Annotated in this window: 23 protein-coding genes; 13 read left to right on the forward strand and 10 right to left on the reverse strand. The window is 57.3% G+C overall.

Annotated elements, in window-relative coordinates; genetic code table 11:
- Window positions 1–40: 40 nt before the first annotated feature.
- Window positions 41–1222 (forward strand): acetyl-CoA C-acetyltransferase, encoded by a 1182-nt coding sequence (locus FZF01_RS13495; protein WP_150278730.1) that lies wholly within the window; start codon window positions 41–43, stop codon window positions 1220–1222.
- Window positions 1223–1239: 17 nt separating this feature from the next.
- On the opposite strand, the gene FZF01_RS13500 is transcribed toward FZF01_RS13495, so the two are convergent.
- Together FZF01_RS13500 and FZF01_RS13505 are read right to left on the reverse strand one after the other, a co-directional pair.
- Window positions 1240–1650 (reverse strand): DUF2784 domain-containing protein, encoded by a 411-nt coding sequence (locus FZF01_RS13500; RefSeq protein WP_150278731.1) that lies wholly within the window; start codon window positions 1648–1650, stop codon window positions 1240–1242.
- 12 nt (window positions 1651–1662) lie between these two features.
- Entirely contained in the window at window positions 1663–2031 is a 369-nt protein-coding gene (locus FZF01_RS13505; protein ID WP_150278732.1) for a DUF1622 domain-containing protein, read from the reverse strand.
- Window positions 2032–2428: 397 nt separating this feature from the next.
- On the opposite strand from FZF01_RS13505, the gene FZF01_RS13510 reads away from it, so the two are divergent.
- Together FZF01_RS13510 and FZF01_RS13515 are read left to right on the forward strand one after the other, a co-directional pair.
- A complete protein-coding gene (locus FZF01_RS13510; RefSeq protein ID WP_150278733.1) occupies window positions 2429–3748 on the forward strand; it encodes an acetyl-CoA C-acetyltransferase in 1320 nt (439 codons plus the stop codon).
- On the forward strand, window positions 3748–5883 hold the full coding sequence (locus FZF01_RS13515) for a 3-hydroxyacyl-CoA dehydrogenase NAD-binding domain-containing protein (RefSeq protein ID WP_150278734.1): 2136 nt from the start codon (window positions 3748–3750) through the stop codon (window positions 5881–5883). Before FZF01_RS13510 ends, FZF01_RS13515 begins: the two co-directional genes overlap by 1 nt.
- Here FZF01_RS13515 and FZF01_RS13520 read toward each other — a convergent pair.
- Entirely contained in the window at window positions 5880–7316 is a 1437-nt protein-coding gene (locus FZF01_RS13520) for an MFS transporter (protein WP_150278735.1), read from the reverse strand. The two genes, FZF01_RS13515 and FZF01_RS13520, sit on opposite strands and share 4 nt — an antisense overlap.
- Window positions 7317–7428: 112 nt before the next feature.
- Here FZF01_RS13520 and FZF01_RS13525 point away from each other — a divergent pair, with 112 nt between their 5' ends.
- Complete coding sequence (locus FZF01_RS13525; RefSeq protein ID WP_150278736.1) at window positions 7429–8445, forward strand: hypothetical protein; 1017 nt, start codon at window positions 7429–7431, stop codon at window positions 8443–8445.
- A 64-nt stretch (window positions 8446–8509) separates the two neighbouring features.
- Window positions 8510–10387: an acetyl-CoA hydrolase/transferase C-terminal domain-containing protein gene (locus tag FZF01_RS13530; protein WP_150278737.1), complete on the forward strand. Its 1878-nt coding sequence runs from the start codon at window positions 8510–8512 to the stop codon at window positions 10385–10387.
- A gap of 34 nt (window positions 10388–10421) precedes the next feature.
- Here FZF01_RS13530 and thpD read toward each other — a convergent pair whose 3' ends face one another.
- Window positions 10422–11381, reverse strand: coding sequence for an ectoine hydroxylase (gene thpD / locus FZF01_RS13535; RefSeq protein ID WP_223825528.1), 960 nt, complete (start codon window positions 11379–11381; stop codon window positions 10422–10424).
- A 510-nt stretch (window positions 11382–11891) separates the two neighbouring features.
- On the opposite strand from thpD, the gene FZF01_RS13540 reads away from it, so the two are divergent.
- Window positions 11892–12476 carry a hypothetical protein gene (locus FZF01_RS13540; protein ID WP_150278738.1) on the forward strand — a complete coding sequence of 195 codons (585 nt, stop codon included), beginning with the start codon at window positions 11892–11894 and terminating at the stop codon, window positions 12474–12476.
- Between the two features lie 68 nt (window positions 12477–12544).
- Window positions 12545–13237: a pseudouridine synthase gene (locus tag FZF01_RS13545; RefSeq protein WP_150278739.1), complete on the forward strand. Its 693-nt coding sequence runs from the start codon at window positions 12545–12547 to the stop codon at window positions 13235–13237.
- Here FZF01_RS13545 and FZF01_RS13550 read toward each other — a convergent pair.
- Together FZF01_RS13550 and FZF01_RS13555 are read right to left on the reverse strand one after the other, a co-directional pair.
- Window positions 13213–14487 carry an MHYT domain-containing protein gene (locus FZF01_RS13550; protein ID WP_150278740.1) on the reverse strand — a complete coding sequence of 425 codons (1275 nt, stop codon included), beginning with the start codon at window positions 14485–14487 and terminating at the stop codon, window positions 13213–13215. The two genes, FZF01_RS13545 and FZF01_RS13550, sit on opposite strands and share 25 nt — an antisense overlap.
- Before the next feature lie 288 nt (window positions 14488–14775).
- Entirely contained in the window at window positions 14776–15786 is a 1011-nt protein-coding gene (locus tag FZF01_RS13555) for a helix-turn-helix domain-containing protein (RefSeq protein ID WP_223825522.1), read from the reverse strand.
- 116 nt (window positions 15787–15902) lie between these two features.
- On the opposite strand from FZF01_RS13555, the gene FZF01_RS13560 reads away from it, so the two are divergent.
- Window positions 15903–16889, forward strand: coding sequence for a sterol desaturase family protein (locus FZF01_RS13560; RefSeq protein ID WP_150278741.1), 987 nt, complete (start codon window positions 15903–15905; stop codon window positions 16887–16889).
- An 18-nt stretch (window positions 16890–16907) separates the two neighbouring features.
- On the opposite strand, the gene FZF01_RS13565 is transcribed toward FZF01_RS13560, so the two are convergent.
- Together FZF01_RS13565 and FZF01_RS13570 are read right to left on the reverse strand one after the other, a co-directional pair.
- Window positions 16908–17321 carry a PaaI family thioesterase gene (locus FZF01_RS13565; RefSeq protein ID WP_150278742.1) on the reverse strand — a complete coding sequence of 138 codons (414 nt, stop codon included), beginning with the start codon at window positions 17319–17321 and terminating at the stop codon, window positions 16908–16910.
- 136 nt (window positions 17322–17457) lie between these two features.
- A complete protein-coding gene (locus tag FZF01_RS13570) occupies window positions 17458–17817 on the reverse strand; it encodes a hypothetical protein (RefSeq protein WP_150278743.1) in 360 nt (119 codons plus the stop codon).
- A gap of 153 nt (window positions 17818–17970) precedes the next feature.
- Here FZF01_RS13570 and FZF01_RS13575 point away from each other — a divergent pair, with 153 nt between their 5' ends.
- The gene (locus tag FZF01_RS13575) at window positions 17971–18147 is read left to right on the forward strand and encodes a DUF6435 family protein (protein WP_150278744.1); all 177 of its coding nucleotides are present in this window, start codon (window positions 17971–17973) and stop codon (window positions 18145–18147) included.
- Between the two features lie 241 nt (window positions 18148–18388).
- Window positions 18389–19042 carry a DsbA family oxidoreductase gene (locus FZF01_RS13580; RefSeq protein ID WP_150278745.1) on the forward strand — a complete coding sequence of 218 codons (654 nt, stop codon included), beginning with the start codon at window positions 18389–18391 and terminating at the stop codon, window positions 19040–19042.
- Between the two features lie 69 nt (window positions 19043–19111).
- On the opposite strand, the gene FZF01_RS13585 is transcribed toward FZF01_RS13580, so the two are convergent.
- Window positions 19112–19402 (reverse strand): hypothetical protein, encoded by a 291-nt coding sequence (locus FZF01_RS13585; protein ID WP_150278746.1) that lies wholly within the window; start codon window positions 19400–19402, stop codon window positions 19112–19114.
- Between the two features lie 217 nt (window positions 19403–19619).
- Between FZF01_RS13585 and FZF01_RS13590 the strand changes: the two genes are divergently transcribed.
- From FZF01_RS13590 to gabT, 3 genes are all read left to right on the forward strand, one after another.
- A complete protein-coding gene (locus FZF01_RS13590; RefSeq protein ID WP_150278747.1) occupies window positions 19620–20210 on the forward strand; it encodes a M23 family metallopeptidase in 591 nt (196 codons plus the stop codon).
- Between the two features lie 25 nt (window positions 20211–20235).
- Window positions 20236–20790: a pyridoxamine 5'-phosphate oxidase family protein gene (locus FZF01_RS13595; RefSeq protein WP_150278748.1), complete on the forward strand. Its 555-nt coding sequence runs from the start codon at window positions 20236–20238 to the stop codon at window positions 20788–20790.
- A gap of 255 nt (window positions 20791–21045) precedes the next feature.
- Complete coding sequence (gene gabT / locus FZF01_RS13600) at window positions 21046–22323, forward strand: 4-aminobutyrate--2-oxoglutarate transaminase (protein ID WP_150278749.1); 1278 nt, start codon at window positions 21046–21048, stop codon at window positions 22321–22323.
- Between the two features lie 73 nt (window positions 22324–22396).
- On the opposite strand, the gene FZF01_RS13605 is transcribed toward gabT, so the two are convergent.
- A complete protein-coding gene (locus tag FZF01_RS13605; protein WP_150278750.1) occupies window positions 22397–23887 on the reverse strand; it encodes a protein adenylyltransferase SelO in 1491 nt (496 codons plus the stop codon).
- Between the last annotated feature and the right edge of the window lie 141 nt (window positions 23888–24028).

Genomic DNA, 24028 nt, shown 5'->3' on the forward strand with positions numbered 1-24028 from the left:
TGCTTGTGCCCTTTAAAGCATTCGCATAGAGGAATCGCCCATGCAAGATGTCGTAATTGTCGCCGCAACCCGCACTGCCATCGGCAGCTTTGGCGGTCAGTTTGCCAATATCCCCGCCCATGAACTGGGGGCGACGGTCATTCGCGCCTTGCTGGAAAAAACCGCTATCGATCCTGCGATAGTCGATGAAGTCATTCTCGGCCAGGTACTCACCGCCGGCTGTGGCCAGAATCCGGCCCGCCAGGCAGCCATTCACGGCGGCCTGCCCTTCAGCGTTCCCGCTCTCAATCTGAACAAGGTCTGTGGCTCCGGTCTCAAGGCGCTGCATCTGGGCGCCCAGGCAATCCGCTGCGGGGATGCAGATGTGATCATCGCCGGTGGCCAGGAATCCATGAGCCTGTCGCCCCATCTGATGCCCGGCTCCCGAACCGGTTTGCGCATGGGTCACGGCAAGCTCATCGACAGCATGATCCATGATGGTCTATGGGACGCTTTCAACGATTACCACATGGGTATCACTGCCGAGAATCTGGTCAACAAGTATCAGATCAGTCGTGAAGAACAGGATGCCTTTGCCGCCGCCTCGCAGCAGAAAGCGGTCGCCGCTCAGGAAGCCGGCCATTTCGATGCCGAGATCACGCCCGTCAGCGTTCCCCAGCGCAAAGGCGAGCCGCTGCAGATAGTGCGCGACGAGAATCCCCGCGCCGGCACCACTGCCGAGTCACTGGGTAAGCTGCGTCCGGCTTTCCAGAAAGATGGCAGTGTCACTGCTGGCAACGCCTCCGGCCTGAACGACGGCGCCGCCGCGGTAATGCTTATGAGCGCAACCAAGGCCAAGGAACTGGGTTTGCCAGTATTGGCGCGCATTGCCGCCTACGCCAACGCCGGGGTGGATCCGGCCATCATGGGGATTGGCCCGGTTTCAGCTACCCAGCGCTGCTTGCAGAAAGCTGACTGGCAGATTGCCGACCTTGACCTGATCGAAGCCAACGAGGCCTTTGCTGCGCAAGCGCTGGCGGTCGGCCGTGAACTCAAGTGGAACGCCGACAAGGTCAACGTCAATGGCGGTGCGATTGCGCTGGGCCATCCGATTGGGGCCTCCGGATGCCGGGTGCTGGTTACCCTGCTGCATGAGATGATGCGGCGCGATGCCAAGAAGGGTCTGGCTACATTGTGTATCGGTGGTGGTCAGGGTGTAGCCCTGGCGCTGCAGCGCGACTGAATGTCCGGCGCTGCTGGCTAGAGCCTGTCGCCCTTGAAACGTGGCGGGAACAGCCAGCAGCAGGCCAGCACCAACGCGCCAAACAGACTGTAAACCAGAATGAAAACCCAGGCCGGCAGGTCAAAATACAACACCGACTGAAGCCAGTATTGGATGAAACTGCCGGCGTAGGTAATCTCTCCTCCCTGTTCACGCAACCACATTTCAAGCGTGGTCAGTGGACAAACTATCCCCAACCAGGCCTCAGCGACCACGATTGCAATAGTCGCCAGATGTGCCAAACGGAACCACAGGTTGTTAACCCAGCGCCAACCGCGCAGGTTCCCACCAATAATGATCACCAGGCCCAGCACAACGAATGCAACCAGTCCAATATGGATAGCCAACACCAGATTGGCCAGGGTCTGGTAGGGAAATGACTCAGTCAAGGATCGCTCCACTCAGAGAGGCTCACTCTTCTCTCTTTCTGGCTGCCATGGCCAACGCCCGGTCAGTTCCACGTCCAGGGTAAAACTCAGGAACGTGCGCACCATAACAATCAGCGCCAAGGTGCCGACTGACTCGAAGGTAAGATCCACCGTCACGGTCATGATAATGTCCGCGGCCACGAGAAATTCAAGACCTAATAGAATGCCTCGCCCCAGCCTCTGTCGTACCTCCTGGAACACACCTCTGGCATCGTATTGCTTGGCTATGTGATAGCCGGCAACCGCGATGGAATACACAGCGGTCAGGGTAATGATTCCAATCCCCAGAAGCTCAATAATGGAAACAGCCCATTGGGCGACCAGGATAACGCTGTCATGCATAAAACCTCCGTGCCCCGCGGGTATTGAATCTGCCCGTAATCCATAACACGAATGTCGGCGGCAGTCATTCAATCCGGCAGTGCAACCATGCCAGGCAGGTTCCAGCGACCTGGGTAGATCTTGAATCAACCAGATACCCTGGGTTGGTTACCAGAATGTACTTCACGTGCGCATCAGCGACTCCTGAGGCGAATCAAACCCGTAAAAAGCCGGCCCTGGCGTTGGGACCAGAGCCAGCCACCTACCTGAATGCTGACTGATCCTGGCGGGAAAAGTTTCAAGCACGGTTCGCTGGGGGCCTATCACTTCTTGTTGCCTCCCAGGAACTTGCTAGCCTTTGGGTAGCCACACTTACAAGAACAGTCCTCCGGATTGGTTAACCTAAAAGGAAAGTTCAATGGCAACTCGCGATCAGACCGCCGCCGCGGAGCCGGTTTATATTATCGACGGTGCTCGCACGCCGTTTCTCAAGGCACGCGGCAGGCCCGGACCTTTCACCCCTGTGGATCTCGCAGTGCAATGCGGCCGACCCCTATTGTTGCGCCAATCCTTCGCGCCGGACGCCTTTGATCAGGTGATCCTGGGCTGCGTCAACGTGATTTCCGAGGAAATGAATCCAGCGCGAGTGGCGGCCCTGCGTCTTGGCCTGGGCGAGGACATGCCAGCGTTCACCGTACAGATCAACTGCGGCTCGGGTATGCAGTCCATCGACACCGCTGCCAGATACATCCGTGAGGGCAGTTCAGATCTGATTCTGGCGGGCGGCGCCGAGGCCTTGAGCCATTCACCTTTGCTGTTACGGCAGGATGCCGTGGAATGGCTAAGTGACCTGCAGCAGGCCAAGAGTGTGGCCGCAAAGATGCAGGCAGCCAGCCAGTTCCAACCAGGCATGTTGAAACCTGTCATCGGCATCGAACGGGGCCTGACCGACCCCATCGTCGAGCTAAATATGGGCCAGACCGCCGAGGTGGTCGCGCACCTGTTTGGTATCACGCGCCAGCAGGCGGACGAATATGCACTGGAAAGTCACCAGCGTTTGGCCCACGCCCAGGATGAAGGCTGGCTGGATGACGAAGTAGTACCTGCCATGTCCAATGACGGGGAGTTCTATCGTGCCGATGACGGGGTGCGCGCGGACAATAGCCTGGGCGCACTGGCGAAACTCAAACCCGTCTTCGAGCCACCCCATGGCCAGGTGACTGCAGGCAACAGCTCCCAGATCACCGATGGTGCTTGCTGGGTCATTCTTGCCTCCGAAAAGGCAGTGAAAGAGCACGGACTCAAGCCTATAGCCAAAATCGTCGACAGCCAGTGGTCTGCCCTGGATCCGAAAATCATGGGCCTGGGGCCCGTACTGGCTGTCACCGAGATGCTCAAGCGCAGCGGTCAGACCAGGGATGATATCGATCTCTGGGAGATCAACGAAGCCTTCGCGGCGCAAGTGCTGGGGTGCCTGGCAGCGTGGGAAGATCCCGAATTCTGCCGCAGCGTATTGGGGCTGGATCAACCCTTCGGCCCGATAGACCGGGAGCGGCTGAACGTCGACGGCGGCGCGATAAGCCTCGGCCACCCGGTAGGTACCAGCGGCAACCGTATCGTTCTTCACCTGGTCAATGCCATGCGCCGCAAGGGGCTCAAACGGGGTATTGCCACCGAATGTATCGGCGGCGGTCAGGCCGGGGCCATGTTGATTGAAATGCTACAGGAGACAAGCTGATGACAGGCAAGGTCTATCCCGCGCTGGCTCAGCGTGATCGAGAGTTGGGTCCTTTCAACGCGGCACCGCTGACGTCGGATGGCGAGCGGCAACATTGGCATTTCAAACGCGATGATCACAACGTCGCCTGGCTCCTGATGGACAAGGCGGATTCCAGCGCAAACGTACTGTCCGAAGAGCTGCTGCGCGAGCTCGACGGGATACTGGATAAGCTCGCAAGCGACAGACCCGCGGCCCTGGTGATTCGCTCCGCCAAGGCCAGCGGCTTCTGCATGGGGGCCGATATTTCCCAGTTTCGCCATCTCGCCAGTCAGGATGAGGCGGTAGCGAAACTGAACGAGGCCCACCGCGTAGTGCAGAAACTCGCCGACCTGCCGTGCCCGACGATAGCTGTTATTCACGGAGCGGCGCTGGGGGGCGGCCTGGAGCTAGCGCTATGTTGCGATTATCGGCTGGCGGTGCCCGGGGCGAAGTTCGGCACACCGGAAATTCAACTGGGTCTGCATCCCGGTCTTGGCGCCACCGTGCGCCTGCCCGCACTGATCCCGCCGATTGATGCCATGACCATGATGCTTACCGGCAAGACGGTACATGATCGCAAAGCCAAGTCGCTCGGGCTGGTAGACCAGTTGGTGGAGGAGCGTCACGTAGCCGCGGCGGTCACTGCCGCGGTGCAGGGCGAGATTGACCCATCCGAGCAGAAGGCCTGGAACAGCAAACCCTTCGAACACGCTATACCTCGCCAGTTGGCGGGCAAGCGAATGCGCTCCCAGGCGGCCAGCAAGGCGCCCCCTGAGCATTATCCCGCGCCAGAAGCGTTGATCGAACTGTGGGAAGAGCACGCAGACAATCCGGAAAAGATGCTGCACAAGGAAGTCGAATCCTTCGCCCGGCTGCTGCAGACCCCCACCTCGCAGAACCTGGTAAGGGTGTTTTTTCTGCGTGAAAAACTCAAAGCCCAGAGCAAGGCGGGCCTTGAGGAAGATCGGGATCTGCCCGAGCTGCGCCACATCCATGTGATTGGCGCCGGCGAGATGGGCGGCGACATCGCCGCCTGGTGTGCCCTGCAGGGTCTGCGCGTCACCCTGTTTGACATGAAACCCGAGGTGATTGCCAAAGCCGTAGGCAAGGCAGCCAAACTCTGCGATAGCAAACACCTCTCCCCCGCACGTACCCGGGATGTGCTCGACCGGCTGATCCCTGATCTGGCCAATCACGGTATCCGCCATGCGGACCTGGTGCTCGAAGCGGTGCCAGAGGATCTGGAGATCAAGCGCAAGGTCTACGCCGAAGTTGAGCCCCAGCTCAAGCCCGGCGCCATTCTCGCGACCAACACGTCGAGCATTCAGCTTGAGCAACTGCGTGAAAACCTGCAGAAGCCAGAGCGTCTGGTCGGGATTCACTTTTTCAACCCGGTAGCCAGCATGCAACTGGTCGAAGTCGTCGCCCATGACCAGGTCAGCGAGAGTACCTTGGCCCAGGCGCGACATTTCGTCGGCCGCATAGACCGGTTGCCGGCACCGGTCGCCAGCGCGCCAGGGTTTCTGGTCAACCGCGCACTGACGCCCTATCTGGTGGAGACCATCTGCCTGCTGGATGAGGGTGTCGACGCAGAGGCCATCGATCAGGTAGCCCTGGATTTCGGTATGCCGATGGGCCCGGTCGAACTGGCAGACCAGGTAGGCCTGGATATCTGCCTGGATGTGGCAGCCATGTTGCGCGAGCGACTGGACACCGAGCAACCAGCCACGCCCGACTGGTTCTCTCGCAAAGTCGAAAAAGGCGATCTGGGACGCAAAACCGGCAAGGGGTTATACAACTGGGAGGACGGCAAACCGCAGAAGCGCGATACATTCGATCCCGCGCCTGAAGACACCCTGGATCGGCTGATCCTGCCGATGCTCAATGCCTGCCAGGCGTGCCTTCGGGAGAAGGTGATAGAGAACGAAGACCTGCTGGATGGCGCGATGATATTCGCCACCGGTTTTGCGCCTTTCCGCGGCGGTCCGATGCACTACGCCCGTGACCGCGGCACCGAGGACATTGCTGCTCGCCTCCGCCATTTGCAGGACAAGCATGGCCAGCGTTTCCAGCCGGACCCGGGCTGGGACCAGCAGGAAACCGCGAGCGCCTAGGGCGCCACCTGTGAGGAGACCGCATCGCGCGCGGCGATGGCCTGCGCGGTGTGTTCCTGCCGGGCCCGGTCAATACCGTAAAAGAAATACGCGCAGACCGAGGCGAAGCCGAACAAACAGGCTGAAAGATTCAGCAACGCCAGCCGCGTGACCTCTGCCAGCGTCACCTGACTGGGCTCGGCCTGCACTGGAAAGGCGATCAGGTCCAGACCCACGCCAGCGACCAGATAGCCCACCGCAGCTGCCAGCTTGCCGGTAAAGGCCACGGCGCTGAACAGGAACCCTTCCTGGCTGCGGCCGGTGCGGAACTGATGCTCCTGCGTCACATCGGCCATCATCGAGGCACCCGAAATCATTGCCAGCCCCGCCGCCACTCCTGAAATAAACAGCACGCAGAAGATCAATGGGACAAAGAGTGCGCTGCCCTGCTCTGGAAAAATCCCAGCCAGACGGGAGACGACCGCAATATTGCCCGCTATCGGCCCGATCAGCGCCGCCACAATGATGGTGCGCTTCTTGTCGAACCGTTTATGCAAAGGCGCCGCGAGCATGATGCCGACCGGCCAGCCAACCAGCAAACCCACTGCAAGAAACGCGATAGACGAGCTCGACAACTGCCAGAAGTAGACGTTGAGATGCATGTTCAACGTCTGCACGATACCGATCGAGATCGCCACCAGCATGGTGCCCAGAAATAACGAGCGAAACGAGGTATTGCCCCAGGCTGCGGCAAGATCCTCGCGGACGGGCGCCCGAGCCAGGCTTTCCGAGGCCTGTGGTAACAAAGCGATGCGGTCTCGGGTGCCCCAGGCCGAGAGCAGGATGGCCAGCGCCATGATGATCGCCCCGGCAAGAGCCACTTTCGGATAACCCGCCGGATTCAGCAGACCGTTCTCGAATTCAGCGCTGTCGGGAAAAAACAGCGATAGCCCCACCACTGCCACCAGCGCTGCCGCCATCACTCCGCAGACGCCCCGCCAGGCCGCTACAGAGGTGCGTTCCTGGTAGTCCCTGGTCAACTCCGCGCCCAATGCCAGGTAGGGAACGTAATAGAGCGTCATGGTGCCGCGTACCAGAATTGCAAAGCCGGCCAGCCACAGGAATAGCCCGGTTTGCGACAGTGACTGGGGAGGCATGAATAACGCGAACCAGGCAACCGCCAGAGGCAAAGCCGCGACAACCATAAAAGGATGCCTGCGCCCATGGCGCGAGCGCCAGTGATCCGAGACGTAGCCGGCCAGAGGGTCCGTTACGGCATCGAAGATCAGGGCAATCATGACCGCTACACCCGCGAGCGTCCCGGACAGCCCCAGCACCTGAGTAAAGTAGAAAAACAGGAATATATCGAAGCCGGTGCCCTTGATGGTCTCGGCGACCTGACCTATCCCATAGGCGAACTTGGTTCTGGCTAGCAGAACAGTATGAGGGTGCATAGATTTCTTCTTGTTATTGGATGTCGATCTGCCATACCGCCCATTCGGGTGGTGCCAGCCAGTCTTTCTTTGTGCTCAACTGCCCTTCGGCTGCCAAGGATCATATAACAACATGGCCACATCAGAGCAACTTGCACACAGTATCGACTGCCGTTGGCTATTGAGCCTCTACGCGTTGATACCCGTATGCCTGCTGGCCATCTTCCTGGACATTCTGCTGCTCGACGGGCAGGCCGTTCATCAGTACCTGCCCGATAAACCGGAACAGTGGCCATTCTGGACGGTCATCTTTGGCCTACCCCACATTATTGCCAGTTTGCTGACCATGGCAGATCGCGAATACCTCAGCTTCTATCGACGCACCCTGCTCTGGCCTCTGTTGGTATTCGCGGGAATTACCACTGCGGGGCATTTCGGGCCGCAACCAGTGAGTTATAACCTGCTTTTCATATTGCTCGCTTTCTACACCATCTATCACGTATTGGCCCAGCAGCTTGGGCTGACTCTCATGATGATGGGCATAGCACCGAGCCGTATATTCAGATACTGGAAATGGACCTTGATCCTTGCCGGCTTTGCGATCTACATCAACGTATACGGTCAGCACTACTTATCCAACATGGCCTTCAGCGTGGGCGGTGTGGTAGTGGATATCTACCAGCTGTTTACCTGGATTGCGGCACTGCTGTGTGCCGCGCAGCTGATACTTGCCTGGCGACTGGCTCCCAGCTCGCGCCACCGCATCGGCGTCTGGTATCTGTGGAGCAACGTGGCGCTTATCCTGTCGGCACTGTTGATCAACCACATCGGCTACACACTTTTCGTCATTCTGATCCCGCGGGTTATTCACGACCTTACCGCTTACACGGTCTACATCACCCACGACCGCAATCGCAACCGGCAGAAGCCGGTAAATCTCTTCTACCGGCTTACCGGGTTTGGCCGGGTTCCACCTTTGCTGCTGCTACCCGCACTCTCGATAGCCATTGCTTTTGTACTGACCAGTCACCAGCAGTACCCGGCTATCAGTATCGCCATCCTGACAGTATCTTTTCTGCACTATTACTTCGAAGGCTTCATCTGGCGCGGGCCCAACCCGCATCGGCATCACGTCAACTTCATCCGCTGACCCTCTCCTCGTAACTCCCGGCATCGTCGCTATACTGGGGGCATCGCTGGCTGTGAGAGTATCGATGTCCAATTCCCCCCGCTATTTCAATAACTGTGACGCCCTGGTTGATGCCATTCTGCAGCGGCTGGGTAGTCGAATCGTCCTCGGCCTGCCTCTGGGCCTGGGCAAGGCCAATCATCTGGTCAATGCACTTTACCGGCGCGCCTGCGCTGATCCGAGCATTTCCCTGAGTATTCTGACTGCTCTGACGCTAGAGCGGCCGCGCGCGGGGAGTGAATTGGAAAGGCGTTTTCTGGAACCGGTTAGCGTCCGACTTTTCGACGACTATCCGGCCCTTGAATACGCCCAGGCCGTGCGTTCGGGCGAACTCCCCGCCAATGTCGAAATCAAGGACTTCTTTCTGCAGTCAGGCCAGTGGCTGGGGGTGCCAATAGCCCAACAGCAATATGCATCCATCAACTATACGCATGCGTTAAACGAGCTTATCGACTCAGGCGTCAATCTGATTCTGCAACTCGTCGCACCACTTAACCGGGATCCGCAAGCAACGGGAAATCGTTTCAGCCTCAGTTCCAATCCTGATATCAGTGCGGACCTGCTCAACCTCCGCAGGACCGGTGAGCTGTCCATACTCAGCGTCGGACAGATCAACTGCGCGCTCCCCTACATGGATGGTGCGGCCGATCGGCCAGCCAGCGATTTCGATATGATCCTGCAGGCGCCCGAGGTCGAGTTCGGGCTGTTCATGCCGCCCAACAAACCCGCCTCGGCTACTGATCATGCCATTGGGCTGGAGGTAGCCAACCTGATCGAGGATGGCGGGAGTCTGCAGATCGGCATCGGCTCTATCGGCGATGCCATTACCCACAGCCTGGTACTAAGACATCGCCAGAGCGCGCTCTACGACAAACTTCTCGACCAGCTGGATCAGGACAGACCGGCAAATAGCAAAGAACACAGACAGCCGTTCAATAAAGGCTTGTACGGCGTAACCGAAATGCTGGTAGAGGGTTTTCTCGAGTTGATTACCGAAGGCATCATGACCCGTGAAGTGGACGGCGCCGTGGTGCATGCCGGTTTTTTTGTCGGCAGCCCTACCTTTTATGAGCGGCTGGCGGACATGCCTACCGACACGCGCAGCAAGATTGCAATGATGCCGGTATCTTTCACCAATGAACTGTACGGCGACGAACCGGGTAAACGCCAGGCGCGTACCGCGGCGCGCTTCGTCAACAGTGCAATGATGGTGACGCTCAGCGGGGCGGTGGTGTCCGATGGCCTGGCCGACTATCAGGTGGTCAGTGGTGTAGGTGGTCAGTACAACTTTGTCGCTCAGGCGTTCGCGCTGGCAGGCGGCCGCTCCATCATCACGCTGCCCAGTACGCGAACCCGCAAGGGCAAGCGCCAGTCAAACATCGTGTGGGACTACCCGCATACCACCATACCGCGCCATCTACGCGACATTGTCGTTACCGAATATGGCGCGGCAGATTTGCGAGGCAAGACCGATGCACAGGTCATCGCTGCCCTCCTGGAAATCACCGACTCTGCGTTTCAGACGCAATTGCATGAACAGGCCCAGAAGGCCGGAAAGTTGCCAGCTGATCACCAGATCAAGCCAGCCTGCCGCGCCAATACGCCCGAGCGCATCGAGCGGGCATTGCGCGGCGCGATAGATGCCGGCGACCTGCCGAGCTTCCCACTGGGCAGCGGTCTGACGGCAGAAGAAGAACATCTTGCGGTAGCCTTATCCAGGCTATCCCCACTGGCGGGCAGCACTCGAGCATTGTTGCCACTGATACTCGCGGGCCTTAAACGCAAACCGGGGCCAACTACCCGAGCATGCCTCGAACGCATGCAGCTTGACCGCCCCTATGGCCTAAAGGAGCGGCTGTATCGAACCCTGCTGCTGGGTACGCTGGAAACCGACCGGACCTGAACACAGGGTGCGATCCAGCCATGCACCTTCGGGGTCAGCCGTACCATTGAAAAGGTGCAACGCCCTGACCGGAGAGCTCCGGGTAGTCATCGTAAATTTCCAACGGATCGGTATTCTTGCGCGCTCCGAGAAACTCCGGTCGTTTTGCCGGGGCCGCATAGGGCTCCTTCAACTGGTTCTCGACGCTGTTGTAAACAAAAAACAGATTCGAACGCGGCCAGGGCGACATATTGCCGTTGGATGCGTGTAACACGTTCGACTCGAATAACAGCAATGACCCTGCAGGTCCCTTCGGCGACTGGATTCCACCACGCTCGGCCAGTTTGGCGAGCACTTCCTGGCTGGGCACACCGGTTTCCTGAGACTTGAGGGAGCTCTGCCAGTTGTCATCCGCGGTTTCACCCACACAGGGAACAAAGTGCTGATGCGAGCCCGGAATAATCATCAAAGGTCCATTGAACTCGTTGTTGTCTGTCAGCATCAGCGAGGCACTGACGGCTCGCATGCGCGGCATGCCGTCCTCGGCGTGCCAGGTCTCAAAGTCGGAATGCCAGTCAAAACCGCTACCCTGGAAACCGAACTTGTCGTTGATACGCGACTGATGGATATATACCTCGCTACCCAGGAGTTGCCGCACCATCCCCAGTAGACGTGGATCGCGGGTCATTCGGCTGAATTTTTCGGACAATTCGTGCATACCGAAGACCGACCGAATCGCGCCGCTCGCCGGGTCGGAAATCACCTGCTCGGATTTCATCAGCTCAGGATCCGCGGCCATATCCTTAAGCTCCCGGAAAAATGGCTGCATACTTTCCTCGGAAAAGAAGCCCTCGAACCACAAAAATCCATCTCGCTCATATCGCGACAACGACACCTCGTCCAAGGGACCGTTCCAGCGGTGCTGGTTACGCGAGTGCACTACCGGATCACGACGGGGCACCATCGGCTGGGCTTCTCTGAGGCGGGAGGGGTATAAATCAAGTGGTTTGGTCATGCTGTTCACGCTGGTAACCTCCTGGGGTCATCTGTCTTTGTCATGGCACGGTCCTGGCCCGGCCTGCTGGAGATTCCCTGCAAATACTGCATGTCAGCTACATGGTGACAACTTCTCGTCTTTTTCCCGTCAGGAAAGTGATCAGTCCTGTCATCCAATCGAGCTGACCAGACTGCGGACGCCATATGAATAACAGGACATCACCGGCCAGAACGACATGGGTGTATACAATTAAAACCGTGCCGTACCGCATGCGACTGAAGAAACTGCAAAAAGTTTTTACCGTTTTCTTTTTTGTCTGCCGCGCCAGCCACCTCGACTGTCTCCCACCCTCTGGCACGCACTTATACGCTACAAGTAATAAACGCCGCTAAGCACTCTAATACTCACCGAAAGGCCCCCCAACAACCCGGGGGAACCGTTACAGGATCTTTATCGTCTATATTGAAGATACAAGGTGTGCAAGGCTGGCTTCCCAGGAAAGCACTCCCGGAGCTGAAAGGAGGACCCATGAGTACAATCATCGCAGGCAGGTTCGAGACACAGGAAGCTGCCGATAAGGCGTGTGCTTCGTTACACGATAGCGGCTTTGGTCAGGACGAGATCTCTCTGTTCTTCGTCAATCCGCACGGCCAGCACGACATGTACCCCATCGGCGGAGACGAGCCAGCTTCGCCAGGCGCCGAAAAGTCTGGTCGTGGTGCAGTCGTGGGTGGCGGCGTTGGCGCTGCTGCAGGCGTCGCCATCGGTGTGGCGGCCGCACCAGTAGTAGGCCCCGTTGGTGCAGTGGTAGGTGGTGGCATCGGCGCGTACACCGGGTCACTGGTCGGCGCCATGAAAAAGACCGATAAGGACTCTGAAGTCGACGAAATGGCTGATGAGACGCCACTCAAGGAGGAACAATTAACCGAGCGCCAATCCGGCATGTACGTTGCCGTCAAGGTGAACGGCGATAACCGCAACGATGCTGTAAGCGTCCTGCGCAAAAACCAGGCTGCCGAGCTTGAGGAAGCTCAAGGCGAACTCACCAATGGTGAATGGGTCGACTTTGACCCCCGCGAAGCCGTCAAGCTGCTGCCTGAAGATCGCCCCTGAACTCAGGGGTTTTCGGCAATAATCCGCGAGAACGAGTCAGAGCGTGTGGGCGGCCGTATAATGCCCGCATGAGACTCGATCGCCTTATAAGCAACTTCCCCGAATATAGTCATCGGTCGGCCCGTCAGTTGATCGCCTGTGGTCGCGTACAGGTAAACGGGCAGACGGTGCGTGACACCCAGGCAACGGTGGATCGCTTCGCCGCAGTAAGCATCGACGCACAGCCACTGCGCGGCGGTTATGCATCAATCTATCTGATGCTGCATAAACCCACCGGGTATCTGAGTGCCACATCTGATGACACCCACCCCACAGTACTCGACCTTGTTTCGCCCGAACTCCACCCGAGGCTCCATATTGGCGGACGCCTGGACCGCAACAGCTCTGGTCTGTTGTTGCTTACCAACGACGGACTCTGGTCTCGACGCGTGACCGAGCCACGGATCAAGACCCCAAAGGTCTATCATGTAACAACCGCCATGCCGATTCGCGATGACGACATAATCCGGTTTGCAGAGGGAATCCACTTCGTTTTCGAAGATCTGACAACTTCACCGGCCCAGCTGGAAAGGCTAGGCGGATGCAAGGCCCAGGTAACGATTTATGAAGGACGATACCATCAGATCAAGCGAATGTTTCACGCTGTAGGTAATCGCGTGACGGCATTGCACAGAATAAGCATGGGGTCCATTTTGCTGGACCCCACTCTACAACCAGGTGAATATCGCTCGCTGACTCAGGCTGAAGTAGCCTCGGTCTGAGGGATGAATATGTCTGCATCAGGGCTCGTGCGCATCTGGACATAATCACTCATATCAGTGGTCTGCATGGCTTTCTTGACCAGCATGCGACTTGAGCTGGCATCCGTCGGGAAGCGACTGGATCCCGCTCGCCACTGAATATCAACCGCACCGTTGGCCAGCGTCTTCGGTAGTTGCTGAAGGCGTTTGATCAGCGCACCCCTGGCGGACAGCTGCTGTTGATTTAACAGAAACATGAAGCCGCCAGAGGCATAGCGCGCGATAAAAATATCGTCCCCCACAAGCTGTTTCAATCCTCGCGCAAGGCTTTGAAGTGACGTTTCACCCAGGTGCTTTTCAATCGAACGAAAATTCGCAATGGACAGAAATTCCAAGCCAAACGATGCCTTGCCACCCTCACAGCGGATAATCAGGTCAAAGACTTCCTTATCAAAAGCTGCGCGGTTAGGCAGCCCGGTGACCGTATCAAAGAATGCCATCTGCTTGAGTTTCTCTTCCTGTTCAATGGCCCGTGTCTGCTCCAGATTACGTAGACGCATATCCGCTATCGCAGATATGACTGCCAAGGCAATAAACGCACTGATCGTCAGGGCCAGAGGTAGGCCTAGCCAACCGCCAGACAACTGATTCCCCGGATGCGGCATGGCATCTGCTGGAAAGCGCACCGCCATCATACCGGTGTAGTGCATACCACAAATTGCTGCCCCCATAACCAACGAGGCACCGCCTTGGAGTTTCATGGCATTACGACCGGTTGCCCCTTTTAATGCACGACAGATAACCATCGCTGCCGCCGATGCAGCTACAGCGATCACAATCGAAAGCACCAGCAGCAGCAGGTCATAACTGGGTGCCGGCGTCAGATTGATCGCCGCCATGCCTGCATAGTGCATTGTCGAAATACCGCCACCCATAACTAGGCTGCTGATAACCACATGCAGAACTCGAACGTGTTGAAGGCTGATGATGAACAGCGCAATAGCTGAAGCGAGCACCGCAGCAAGCCAGGAAAGCACCGTGATACCAAGATCGTAAGTCATCGCCACAGGCGTGATGTGTGCACGCATGCCGACAAAATGCATGGTCCAGATACCAGTACCCATGGTCAACGCCCCCAGCGCCAACCAGAATCTGCCCTTGGCACGGCTGGAAGAAGACAACTGCGAGCCAAAGTGCAGTGCACTGTAGGACGCCAGGATGGCGACCAGGTAAGACAGCAGAACAAGACCTGGATCGTAATGGCCGTTCATTGAAAAAGCCCCCTAGTGGATGGGGCAAAGTACCTCGCCCCTAGGCCCGGAATTTTCCATCACAAACCTGTACGCATTCAATGCACTGATAACTTTATGTACAATTATTTGACGTCAATAGTCTTGCGGCCCCGATCGCGCGACACTCCCCTTCCAGAGCTGTATGCACAATCAAGAAAACCCTAACAATCTGATTAAAATGGGATTTTGTGAAAATCCAACTTGACAAGCTATCCATGCAAGCCCAATTCAACGCACTCAAAAGCTTTGGAAAGCTCTAACAACTCCTTACATTTCCTGTACACAAGCAAGTCGCCGCCGATAGCGTTCGGGGCTGCTGCCGGTCCAGCGTCGAAAGGCTCTGTTGAACGCACTTTGCTCCGAAAAACCAAGCAGAAAGGCTATGTCCGTGGCACTCAAAGACGCATCGGCCAAATACTCGCTAGCCAACTGCTCACGGGTCTGGTCGAGCAACTGGCGCCAGCTAATATCCCGCTCAGCCAGACGCCGCTGCAAGCTGCGAACCGACAGATGCAGCAGAGCAGCGATGCGCTCCAGAGTTACCCGACCCTCTGGCAGGCAGCGAATCAGTGCCTGCTGTACCGAACGGTCTATCTCTCCCGCGTCTGGTGCTGCGCGCAGCAGCGCCTGGGCCTGACTATCCAGCAAAGCGCGCAGATAAGGGTCGCTGCCGGGTAGGCGCCTGTCGAGAGTTGCAACGGGCATGACAACCGCCGTTTCAGGCGCTGAAAAATACACCTGACAGGCAAAAAACGTATCGTAAGCCTGCCGTTCCAGCGGGTTATCCGGTGGCGCGAAGGCAAAGCTGACAGACTCAAGAACAAAGAGATTACCCAGCAAGCGGCGCTGAAAAGCTACCAAGGCTGCTATGGCAACGGTATCAGCGAGCTTGCCTGTGGAGGCCGAGGCCGGCCAACATAAACGGACATGCAATCGGTCCACCTCCACGGTTGCCAGGTTGGCACCATAGAACAGACGCTCATAACGGCGATAGGCTTGCATGGCCTCGCCCAGAGTAGCGCTAGACAGAATCAGATAGCCCAGTACCCCAAGATGGCGCGGCTCCACCAAAGCACCTACAGCCAACGCCGGTGCAGTAAGCTCGGGCCGCATTTGCAGTACCTGTTCGAGTAACTCTGTCCACAGAGCCAAAGGTACTGTATCGGCCGGTCGACGAATGCCGATCAATGCCCGCACACCTGGCGCGTAAAGCCTCTGATCATCTAGCCAGTCCGCCAACAGCTGGACCCATGCCCCGGTTACGCGCAACGGCGTCATGATCAACTCACTGTCCATTTGACGTATTGAGTCAAAATCATGGCATGAAAAGTCAATTTATACAGCCCCATCCGTAGCAGACTATGAACCACTCTTGCCTCCAGAGGGATACTCCCATGAACTGGACTGCCGCCTTTAACAGCGTTTACGTCGATAGTGGTCTGGCCAGTCTGGTCAACCGTTTGCCCGCCTGGCTGGCCATGGATGAGCGTCAGCTGGTTTTCATGCTGGCAACACCGGTCTTCATCGGTGTATTTGCCTGGGAATACTTCAAGATCCGCCATAACCCCCGCCTGGTGGATGGCAAGGAATCAGTGCGTAATTTCATGCTCGGTGCCGGCTATCAGACTACCGAGCTTCTGTTTGCCGGATTGATCGCCTTTCCCGTTTATGCGCTGGCCTATCACCATCGGCTGTGGGACATCCCCCTTACGCCACTGACCGCCGTGCTGCTCTGGGTTCTGACTGATTTCTGCTTCTACTGGATGCACCGTTCATCCCACCGGGTGCGCTGGCTGTGGGCAGCGCATGTCACCCATCATTCCTCCGAACGCATGAATTTCTCCACCGCGATGCGTCAGAACGCCACCAACATCTTCAACGGTGGCTGGCTGTTCTATGTGCCTCTGGCCCTGCTCGGCTTCAACCCGGTGTGGATCGGTGTGTGCTATGCGCTGTCGCTGGTATACCAGTTTTTCATTCACACCACGCTGATCGGTCGACTGCACCCGGCCATCGAATACGTGCTCAACACCCCCAACCATCACCGGGTTCACCATGGACGCAATCCCGCTTACATCGATACCAACTACGGTGGCGTGTTCATCATCTTTGACCGACTGTTCGGTACCTTTGCGACCGAGCGGGCAGACCAGCCCATTCAATATGGCATCACCCGGCCCATTGGCGGCGACGGGCTCCTGATCAGCTGGTTGCATGAATACCGGGACATGTTTCGCGACATGGCTCGCAGCGGCCCACTGAGCCAACGGCTCGGGCATCTATGGATGCCACCTGACTGGGAACGTGAGAGCTCCACGGACAGCTCGTCTGCCGCCCACCCCGAGGAAACCCGGCAGATAAAGCCGTCCCGCCCCGAGTGATAAGAAGGAAAAGCGAATTCAGTCGCGGGGAATCGCGTAGGTACCTGTGGCATGAGCGACAGGCTCATCGGAGCCTTCTGAAAAGAGTGAAACCTCGCCGATCGCCAGGGTCTTGCCCACCTTGAGCAATGTACAGACACCCAGAATGTCCCGCCCCGCGACGGGTTTACGCAGGAAATTGATATTCAGGTTAGTAGTCACAGCCAGTGGGACAATACCGATACTGCCAAGAATTGCGGCGTACAGGGCCACATCGGCGGTTGCCATCATCACTGGCCCGGAGACCGTCCCGCCGGGCCGCAGCTCAGTTACGCCAACGCTGTGCCGCACCCGAGCCGAGCCTTTGCCCAGCTCTTCTACAAAGACCTTGGCCTGGGGAAATTCACGGCGGAAAAAATCGTTGAGTTGTTCGACGCTTGGCTTGCCTGTCATGCTTTACTCCGTGCCTGATTGAGGTAGATCACAGCATGCACAGAGTCCATTCCGCACGCCAGACCCTGCCCCTCTGCTGGCAGATCAGACCTTCTGGCTGGCGGCTATAGCGTGACAATGATTCTCGTCGAGCAGATCACCACCTCGAACAGTCGACGGGGGACGCATCCGGCACATTGGCAAGGGCCTCGAAACCCAGAGCACGGGCGAGCTGTAGATGCTCTGGGGCGATCTGGAAGATACCTATCCTGCCGTCCGGGGAGCCGCACATCGCCGTATACATGTTACCGTCCGTCCCGCAGGTGGCCGCAGAAAACGGAATGTCAGCATCCCCCAGCAGCTGCTGCATTTCCTCAAGCTTCATGCCGTCGTCCCGGCACTGGGTAGATCCCGAATCCAGATAGATTCCGACTTCTCCAACCAAGTCTGTAGACCCCGCCTGGCTGCAACCCGAGAGTGCCAGCAAGGAGCCCGCGAGCAAGGTGCGCATGTGCATGTTCACATCCTCAAAAGGACGTACGCGTCGATACACGTACAGTTAATTTGTAACACATGCCGGCGCGATAGGCTGCGTAGTTCCCTTAAGCTGTCATACCCAGGGTGCTCACCCAGTTTCCTTCCAAGCACCTTCAACCAGAGGAGCGAATCCATGTTCGGCTTGTTCAAGTCAGATCCGGCAAAAAAATTGCGCAAGGAATATAACGCCAAGCTGGAGGCCGCAATGAAAGCCCAGCGTAACGGCGACATCCGCACCTACTCGATGCTTACCCAGGAAGCCGATGCCCTATGGCGCGAGCTTGAACCCCTGGAAAAGGCCGGACGCTGATAAGACCGGCAAACAAGCAATCTGTTCAAGACATCATTATTCACCATCGGGGAACACTTGTGCGTTTAAACTCTGACTGTCGGTCGTGCGTGATATCCGCCCGCGGGGTCTTGCTGTGCAGTGGACATGGCGATGCTTCAGCCACGGCCCTTCGAATTTCCGCCTAGCCGGCAATTAGGTCGAGGCACGGACTTGCGTGTAACCTGACCCAGAACCGCCTTCGACAGACCAGGAGTAACTGATGAAAACCCTGCAGATAGACATCGTATCCGACATTGCTTGTCCCTGGTGCGCGATAGGTTATGCGCGGTTGGAACAGGCAATGTCCAGCCTCGCGGGTGAACTGACGTTTCAGGTGGAGTGGCACGCCTTCGAGCTCAACCCGGACAAGGCATCCGACGGCGAGCCAATCCTGCAGGCCCTAAGCCGCAAGTACGGTCGCAGCGTAGAGGAAATGGAAGCCGCACAACGCAATATGATGGGTATAGCCGAGGGCCTGGGTCTGAACTTCAGCAAGATGCAGGAGCGCTTTACCTGCAACACCTTCGATGCCCACCGTTTAGTGAAATGGGCAGGGGAGCAGAATCGCCAGACGGATATGAAAATGGCGTTGTTTGATGCGTACTTTGGTCATGCTGCAGATATTTCTGACATTCAGGTGTTGATTGACTGCGCAGAATCAATAGGTCTGGACGGTTCCAAGGCCAGAGAAATACTCGCATCAGATGCCTTTGCCGAGCCCGTAAGAGCAGACGAAGCCTTGTACCAACAATCTGGCGTGTCAGCCGTACCTGCATTCATTATCAACAACCGGCACCTGATTTCCGGAGCTCAGGAACCCGAAACACTGGTCAACGCCTTTCGTGAAATCGCAACTCGGGGGCCCGATACCTGAGAAAGGAATCGGGAGGAATTACAAGTTCAGTGAGCATGAAAAAAGTACGGTGAAGAGAAGCGCAGAGAGTCAGTTCAGAGAGTCACTGATCAGCATTCCATGCAGCACATAACACACGCGCGTGTTTCGCTGAAGGGTCAGCGGATTGCGCTTGGCGATCACCCAGCCCTCATCGAGCAAATGGTCAATGTGACAGCGCAGCTCATTCAGTTTCCGCTGTTTACGGTCTGGCAGCTCGACGACTTCAATTCCTTCAACGAGCCCAGTTACCAGCGCTTCGCTGACGTGCAAGGGATCTGTACCAGCTACTCTGGCTTGTGCATTAAAAGGCCCAGCAACCGCCAAAGGTTGATTACGCATCTGCATTGCTCTCTGTGGATTAACTCTGGCCGCATCCTGCGAAAATCAAATATCTTAAGCTTGTAGGTAACTGACAGCATCCTGTTGAAGGCTACACTTGGACTGCAGCTTGATCAATTCCTGCGCCAGCAATCCGGACGGACCGCCTCTTTTTACTGACCAGCAGTATCTGTTCTCACACCGTCTGCCATGGCGCCTACAGGAGTTTCGCGACCTTATGCACAGAATATTCACTTACACTTTGCCAGCCGCGATCGCTGTTCTGGGCCTGTTTGTTTTTATTGCGCAAGACTCGCCAGTCACAGAGACCACCTCAGACCTGCCGGCGCTGTATACGACCAGAGTGTCGCAACAGAAACTGAAGCCGGCCTCACTCCAGATACCGGTTCCCGGCGTCGCCTTTGAGGACTTGCGAGACAGTTATCTGGATCAGCGTGGCGGAGATCAGCCCCATGAAGCCATTGACATAATGGGCTCCACGGGCACACCCGTAGTTGCTGTTGGTGACGGCAAAATCATCAAGCTGTTTGACAGCGTACCGGGCGGCCTGACCATCTACCAGTTCGATGTAGCCGAAGAGCTGGCATACTATTACGCGCATCTGGACCGGTATGCAGCCAATCTGAGTGAGGGGCAGTACGTACATCGCGGAGATCTGATCGGTTATGTCGGCGCCACCGGGAACGCTGATCCCGATGCCCCTCACCTGCATTTCGCCATTTTTGAATTGGGTCCAGAAAAACAGTGGTGGAAAGGCACGCCGGTCAATCCCTATCCCCTGTTCAAACCCCTCGGGTCAGTACCCTAGCAGTCACGCAGACAAGGAGCAGCACATGGAACAATTCAAGGAGCTGAACAATAAACTGATGGATTTCATTCGCGCCCAGCACCTTTTTTTTGTGGGTACAGCCGGCGCTGAAGGACTGGTCAACGTCTCACCAAAAGGGCTGGACAGTCTGCGAATCGTCAATCCTTCTGAGGTTGCCTGGCTGAACCTGACCGGGAGCGGCAACGAGTCCGCCGCCCACGTACTCGAAAACGGCCGTATGACCATCATGTTCTGCTCCTTTGACAAACAGCCCTTGATACTGCGCCTGTATGGCGAGGCAGAGGTCGTACATCCGCGAAACCAGGCATGGAAATCTCTGTCGGAGCTGTTTCCACCCCACCCCGGTGCCCGCCAGGTGTTCCGGCTGCGTATTTCGTTGATAACAACGTCCTGTGGCTATGCGGTACCCCATTATGATTTCCAGGGTGAGCGCGCCACCCTGACCAGGTGGGCGGAGAAGCGCGGCGAGCATGGGGTTGAGCAGTACTGGCGTGAAAAAAACCAGCTCAGTCTGGACGGCAAGATCACCGGAATTCTACCCGGTCAAAGCAATTTGTAAGCATTCAGGCCTGCTGAACTTTTGTTCATTGGCGCCAGTTCGTCCATCATGGGCAATGAATCAAGAGCTTCATAATGCGATGTAGCCGCATTAAAGCCAGCATCAAGCTGCCCCGGCAGGCTGAACTTTCGCCGCCGAGGGCTTTTCACAACAGGAACGAGGCCAGGGTTTACCCCCGAGCAGAGTTGCCTTAAGCAGTTATTCGAGGGCCCACCTCGTCCCGCTGAAACGATTTCAAACGATGGAGACGACACAGTGAACAATGCCGAATTGCAAGCGCTCAAAGAACGTTACGTGGCAGCAGGCGCTGCCAGCCCGAACAAACAGTTCGCCGCCCACGCGACCAATGCTGAGATATGGGATGCTGACGGCAAGCGCATGATCGATTTTGCCGGAGGCATTGGCGTTTTGAACGTAGGTCACCGCCACCCCAAGGTCGTTGCCGCGGTAAAAGCGCAACTGGATTTGCTGATGCATACCTGCCAGACGGTCATGCCCTACGAGGGCTACGTCAAGGTTGCCCAGAAGCTTAGCGAGATCAGCCCGGTTCGTGGCCACGGTAAGGTGATGCTGGCCAACTCCGGGGCCGAAGCCCTGGAAAATGCGGTCAAAATCGCCCGCGCTGCTACGGGACGCACCAACATCATCTGCTTTGACGGCGGCTATCATGGCCGTACCTTCATGACCATGGCGATGAACGGCAAGGTCAAACCCTACCAGGACGACTTCGGCCCCATGCCGGGCACCGTGTTCCGGGCCCCCTACCCGGTCGCCTATCATGGCGTGAGTGAGGAGGAAGCGCTGCGTGGCCTGCGTATGACGCTACGCACGGATAGTGCCCCGGAAAGCACCGCCGCGATTTTCATTGAGCCGGTACTGGGTGAAGGTGGCTTTTATGCGGCCTCCCCCACCTTCCTCAAGGCTATTCGCGAGATCTGCGATGAGCATGGCATCCTGATGGTTGTCGACGAAGTGCAAAGCGGTTTCGGGCGGACTGGCAAGATGTTCGCAATCGAACACAGTGGTGTCGAGCCGGACATGATCACCATGGCCAAAAGTATGGCCGACGGCATGCCAATCTCGGCAGTGGTGGGTACCGACAAAATCATGGACAGCTCCGGACCCAACTCGCTGGGCGGCACCTACACCGGTAGTCCCGTTTCCTGCGCAGCGGTGATGGCCGTCATGGACATTTTCGAAAGCGAGGACATTCTAGGCAGAGCCAACAAGCTTGGCGAAAAGCTGGCCAAACGATTTGCCAAATGGCAGGCAGAGTTCGAGTTCGTCGACAACTCGCGCAACCTCGGCGCAATGGCCGCGTTCGAATTGGTAGCGGACAAGACCAGTCGCACACCCCGTGCAGATCTGGCCGCAGCAATCACTGCCAAGGCCAAGGAAAATGGACTGATACTGCTTGCGTGCGGCATGCATGCGAACTCGATCCGCTTCCTGATGCCTGTCACTATCGAGGATGAAGTGCTGGAGGAAGGCCTGGATATTATCGAGAAGATTCTCGGCGAACTCCCCGCCTGATGTAAGGCAAAACCTGAGAAACCGCGGCGATTGCCGCGGTTTTTTTTGCCCAATGCTTTGCCATCGCCAAAACTCAGGTACCGCAGAACGTCGCATACACCCTTTGCTCCGGCGTGGGTGGCAAGGCGTAGCGGGCATCCTGGCTGCGATATTCAAAGGGACTGGCCAGTCGATCGATCAGATCATGGAACGGTTGTAAATCGCCCTCATCCTCGGCCGCACGAATAACCTCCTCAACCAGATGATTCCGCGCGATGTAAGCGGGATTCAGCGCCAGCATCTGCTGCTGGCGTTCTGTGGAAGATAGCGGCTGCTGCTCAAGCGCCAGCCGCCATTTTTCTTGCCATGGCGCAAACGACTCCGGCAACTGGAAAATATCAGCCACGCTGTCACCCTCGCCCCCTCCCTGGGGACCGACCAATTCGGATAATCGACGGAAAGTCAGTGTGTAATCAGTACCGGCAGCTTTCATTAGTTCAAGCAGCTCTTCAACCAATGCGATGCTGCCTTCGTCGCTCGAAGCCAGCCCCAGCTTGCGTGCCATCAGATCGTGGTAGGCCCTCTGGTAAAGGCTTACATAGTCATCGATGGCCTGCTGCGCAGCCTGCACGGCAATCTCTTCATCCTTGTCGAGCAGCGGTAGCAGTGCCCGGGCCAACCATGCAAGATTCCACTGTCCTATTCCCGGCTGATTCACGTAGGCATAGCGTCCACCCCGGTCGATCGAACTGAAGACCGTTTCGGGGTGGTACGCGTCCATGAAAGCGCAGGGGCCGTAATCGATGGTTTCGCCGGAAACCAGCATATTGTCGGTATTCATCACCCCATGAATGAATCCCAGCTGCTGCCAATGGGCAATGAGCGTTGCCTGACTGGCAATCACGGCCTGCAATAAAGCCACGTAGGGGCGCTCTGCCTCTGCAGCCTCAGGGTAATGCCGCGTGATAACGTGATCGGCCAGAATCTGTACGGCCTCGATATCGTCCATACCGGCAAAATACTGAAAGGTCCCTATGCGAATGTGACTGCTGCATATGCGTGTGAGAACGCCCCCGGGCTGAGGATGGTCACGCATGACCTGCTCGCCAGTCGTCACGGCAGCGAGACTGCGTGAAGTAGGCACACCCAGCGCAGCCATCGCCTCGCTCACGACATATTCGCGCAGTACCGGTCCCAGGGGTGCACGTCCATCGCCCCCACGCGCAAAGGGTGTGCGTCCCGCCCCTTTGAGCTGCATATCATAACGCTGCCCATCGACAGCCATCACTTCCCCCAGAAGCACTGCGCGCCCATCCCCCAGGCGCGGGTTCCAGTTGCCAAACTGATGGCCTGCATAAGCAGTGGCGATCGGCACGGAACCGGGTGCAATTTTGTTGCCTGCCAACACCTGCAACCCCTCTGGCGAGGTGAGCCAGTCTGCGGAAATGCCCAGTTCCGCCGCCAGGGCGCGATTGATACGGATAAGCTCTGGCGCTCGTACCGGCGTCGGTTTCTGCCTGGCGTAGAAGCGCTCCGGCAAAGCCGTGTAGCTGTTATCGAACCTGGGGCTATCGAGCTGACTCATTGGCTGCTCCGCTGACAAAATGAACTGACAGGATACGTGAATGTCGATACCGGGAATAAGTCCGGCTACTGCTGTTTGTGACTGACCCTGATGGCAAGGGTTCATCTGCTCTCAGTCGAGTCGCAAAATCCCCGTGAACTT

It is taken from the genome of Halopseudomonas salina, from assembly GCF_008641105.1.

Excerpts from the sequence above, each read along its gene's own strand:
- FZF01_RS13515 (WP_150278734.1), top strand. The coding sequence starts at position 3,748 with ATGACAGGCAAGGTCTATCCCGCGCTGGCTCAGCGTGATCGAGAGTTG.
- FZF01_RS13510 (WP_150278733.1), top strand. The coding sequence starts at position 2,429 with ATGGCAACTCGCGATCAGACCGCCGCCGCGGAGCCGGTTTATATTATC.
- thpD (WP_223825528.1), bottom strand. The coding sequence starts at position 11,381 with ATGACCAAACCACTTGATTTATACCCCTCCCGCCTCAGAGAAGCCCAG.
- FZF01_RS13550 (WP_150278740.1), bottom strand. The coding sequence starts at position 14,487 with ATGAACGGCCATTACGATCCAGGTCTTGTTCTGCTGTCTTACCTGGTC.
- FZF01_RS13495 (WP_150278730.1), top strand. The coding sequence starts at position 41 with ATGCAAGATGTCGTAATTGTCGCCGCAACCCGCACTGCCATCGGCAGC.
- FZF01_RS13580 (WP_150278745.1), top strand. The coding sequence starts at position 18,389 with ATGAAAACCCTGCAGATAGACATCGTATCCGACATTGCTTGTCCCTGG.
- FZF01_RS13520 (WP_150278735.1), bottom strand. The coding sequence starts at position 7,316 with ATGCACCCTCATACTGTTCTGCTAGCCAGAACCAAGTTCGCCTATGGG.
- FZF01_RS13505 (WP_150278732.1), bottom strand. The coding sequence starts at position 2,031 with ATGCATGACAGCGTTATCCTGGTCGCCCAATGGGCTGTTTCCATTATT.
- FZF01_RS13525 (WP_150278736.1), top strand. The coding sequence starts at position 7,429 with ATGGCCACATCAGAGCAACTTGCACACAGTATCGACTGCCGTTGGCTA.
- FZF01_RS13555 (WP_223825522.1), bottom strand. The coding sequence starts at position 15,786 with ATGACGCCGTTGCGCGTAACCGGGGCATGGGTCCAGCTGTTGGCGGAC.
- FZF01_RS13590 (WP_150278747.1), top strand. The coding sequence starts at position 19,620 with ATGCACAGAATATTCACTTACACTTTGCCAGCCGCGATCGCTGTTCTG.
- FZF01_RS13530 (WP_150278737.1), top strand. The coding sequence starts at position 8,510 with ATGTCCAATTCCCCCCGCTATTTCAATAACTGTGACGCCCTGGTTGAT.
- FZF01_RS13605 (WP_150278750.1), bottom strand. The coding sequence starts at position 23,887 with ATGAGTCAGCTCGATAGCCCCAGGTTCGATAACAGCTACACGGCTTTG.
- FZF01_RS13540 (WP_150278738.1), top strand. The coding sequence starts at position 11,892 with ATGAGTACAATCATCGCAGGCAGGTTCGAGACACAGGAAGCTGCCGAT.
- FZF01_RS13595 (WP_150278748.1), top strand. The coding sequence starts at position 20,236 with ATGGAACAATTCAAGGAGCTGAACAATAAACTGATGGATTTCATTCGC.
- FZF01_RS13585 (WP_150278746.1), bottom strand. The coding sequence starts at position 19,402 with ATGCGTAATCAACCTTTGGCGGTTGCTGGGCCTTTTAATGCACAAGCC.
- FZF01_RS13575 (WP_150278744.1), top strand. The coding sequence starts at position 17,971 with ATGTTCGGCTTGTTCAAGTCAGATCCGGCAAAAAAATTGCGCAAGGAA.
- FZF01_RS13545 (WP_150278739.1), top strand. The coding sequence starts at position 12,545 with ATGAGACTCGATCGCCTTATAAGCAACTTCCCCGAATATAGTCATCGG.
- FZF01_RS13560 (WP_150278741.1), top strand. The coding sequence starts at position 15,903 with ATGAACTGGACTGCCGCCTTTAACAGCGTTTACGTCGATAGTGGTCTG.
- FZF01_RS13565 (WP_150278742.1), bottom strand. The coding sequence starts at position 17,321 with ATGACAGGCAAGCCAAGCGTCGAACAACTCAACGATTTTTTCCGCCGT.
- FZF01_RS13570 (WP_150278743.1), bottom strand. The coding sequence starts at position 17,817 with ATGCACATGCGCACCTTGCTCGCGGGCTCCTTGCTGGCACTCTCGGGT.